Annotated in this window: 2 protein-coding genes and 1 pseudogene; all 3 read right to left on the reverse strand. The window is 66.7% G+C overall.

From position 1 onward, the window contains the following. Nucleotides 1-265 precede the first annotated feature (265 nt). Complete coding sequence (locus tag GJ633_RS15785) at nt 266-655, reverse strand: type II toxin-antitoxin system VapC family toxin (RefSeq protein ID WP_321169129.1); 390 nt, start codon at nt 653-655, stop codon at nt 266-268. A 1-nt stretch (nt 656) separates the two neighbouring features. Then, nucleotides 657-893, reverse strand: coding sequence for an antitoxin VapB family protein (locus GJ633_RS15790; RefSeq protein WP_156589541.1), 237 nt, complete (start codon nt 891-893; stop codon nt 657-659). 81 nt (nt 894-974) lie between these two features. Then, nucleotides 975-2,263 (reverse strand): annotated as a pseudogene (locus GJ633_RS15795) (adenosylhomocysteinase). Nucleotides 2,264-2,500 lie beyond the last annotated feature (237 nt).

The following is a 2,500-nucleotide window of genomic DNA, read 5'->3' on the forward strand; positions in this document are numbered from 1 at the left end:
CGTACCGCTCCACCCCGCACAGCCCCGCACCTCACGCCTCCCTAGCCTCGCGGTTCGTACTCTCCGAGCGCTCACCGCGTCCAGCGAGAATCGGAGATTCTCTGGCAGTCGGGCGTCGCCCGACGACCTCGCGCGCTGTCGCCGGCGCGACGCGCCGGCTGCCAGAGGGACCTTCGGTCCCTCCCTGCTCGCGGCCGCCGGAGGGCAGCCGCTCGCAGGCGCGCCACTTGTTCCCCTCCGTTTCACGCCGATCGCGATCCGCTCTTCAGTAGCTCTCGATATCGACTCCGAGACGCTCGAAATCCTCGAGGTTTCGGGTAAGGACCGCTTCCTCGACGACTTTCGCCGTGGCGGCGATGACCACGTCTCCGTCGCCCACGGGCGTCCCCTCGTTCTGTCGCTCACCTGCGAGTCGGCCGGCCTTCCGCATGACGGCGGTGTCGGCCGGATGGACTGGCTTCGAGTCAAGAACTCCCTCAACGTTCTCACGCTCGGCCTTCGACTCGGCTGCTCGGGCGATACCGTAGTACAGTTCGAACAGGGTCATCGAGGAGATGCGCTGCTGGACGAGATTTGTCTCCAGTTCGCACGCCTTCTCGACGGCATCCTCGTCTCCGTTCATCAGGTCGATGAGAAACGACGTATCGAGCAGCACGTTACGCCTCTCGCAGCCGGTCGGCCGTGTCTTCCAGCTCGGCGGCACGTCGCTCGCGGCGCTCTTCGACGGCCTCGCGAAGCGCGTCGGCTTCGTCGTCGCTCAGAATGCCGGCGAGTTCCAACAGGGAGCGTTCGCCTGCGAGTCGGAGAACGACGTCGGAGAATGTCTCATCCTCACGTTTGTGTGCGGCGAGACGGTCGTACGCCTCTTCCGAGAGACGGATGCTTTTCGACATGTGCATACGGTTGTATGCAGTCTCCCAAAGAACTTTCTCAGCGATCGGGCGATACTCGACGGGGATACCGTCGGTTCGGCTCTACGTCCCGTGCTCCCAGCTGTCCATGTACTCGCGCTGTTCGTCGGTGAGGTCGTCGTGTTCGACGCCCTCGGCCGCGAGCTTGATCTCGGCGACCTCGCGGTCGAGCTCGTCCGGCACGTCGTGGACGCCGGCTTCGTACGACTCGCCGTTTGTCGCGAGTTCGCGGACGACGACCGCCTGCACGCCGAAGCTCTGGTCCATCACCTCGACCGGGTGACCGAGCGCGATGGGGGCGGCGAGGTTGACGAGCCGGCCCTCCGCGATCACGTTCAGGACGCGGCCGTCCGGCATCTCGAACCCCTCGACGCCGTCGCGGACCTCGTAGCGGTCGACCGCGAGGTCAGCGAGGTGATCGAGGTTCACCTCCACGTCGAAGTGGCCGGCGTTCGCGAGCAGCACGCCGTCTTCCATCTCCTCGAAGTGCTCGCGGGTGATCACGTCGCGGTTGCCGGTGGTCGTGATGAAGACGTCTCCCTTCTCGGCCGCCTCGGCCATCGGCAGCACCTCGTAGCCCTCCATGTGGCTTCGAGCGCCTTCCGCGGGTCGACCTCGCAGACGATCACGTTCGCGTTCTGGCCGGACGCCTTCTTCGCGACCCCCTTCCCGCACTGGCCGTACCCGCCGACGACGACGTCCTTGCCGGCCCACGAGAGGTTCGTGGTCATCGCGATGGTCGCGAGCGAGGACTCCCCGGTGCCGTGGACGTTGTCGAACAGCCGCTTCATCGGGGTGTCGTTGACGGCGAAGACGGGGTAGTGTAACTCGCCGTCGGCGTCCATCGCGCGCAGGCGGTCGACGCCCGTGGTCGTCTCCTCGGCGCCGCCGACGATCGAGTCGATCAGCTCGGGGTACTCCTCGTGGACGAGTTTCACCATGTCCATCCCGTCGTCGACGGTGATCGTCGGGTCGTGGGCGACGACCGCGTGCATCGCGTCGTAGTACGCGTCGTCGTCGACGCCCCGGACCGCGTAGGAGGTGATCGACTCGTGGGCGTCGAGCGCGGCCGACACGTCGTCGTGGGTGGAGAGGGGGTTACACCCGGTGATCGCCACCTCGGCGCCGCCCTCTGCGAGCAGCTCGACGAGGTTCGCCGTCTTCGCCTCGACGTGCATCGCCATCGCGATCGTCTCGCCCGCGAGCGGCTGCTCCTCGCGGAACGCCTCGCGCAGCGCGTTCAAAATCGGCATGTGCTGGAGCGCCCAGTCCATCTTCCGGCGCCCCTCCTCCCGGGCCGTCTCCGGGTCCGAGAGGTGCTGTGTCACCGGCGGATACGCGGCTTCGCTCATACCGATCGGTTCGCTCACGCCGCACTAAACCCTGCCGACACCGGACCGCGTTCGCAAAAAAACGGATTCCGCGTCGTCAGTCGATCGGGTGGTGCGCGTCGTCAGTTACCGCCCGGACCGCCGGCGTGGTCCGGCGGCCCGCGCTCGCCGTCGTCCTCGTCGTCGTCTTCGTCGTCGTCATCGTCTTCGTCGTCTTCGTCTTCATCGGCGTCCGCCTCTTCGGCGTCGTCTTCGTCG

The organism is Halorubrum sp. CBA1125 (genome assembly GCF_009742825.1).
GTDB lineage: Archaea > Halobacteriota > Halobacteria > Halobacteriales > Haloferacaceae > Halorubrum.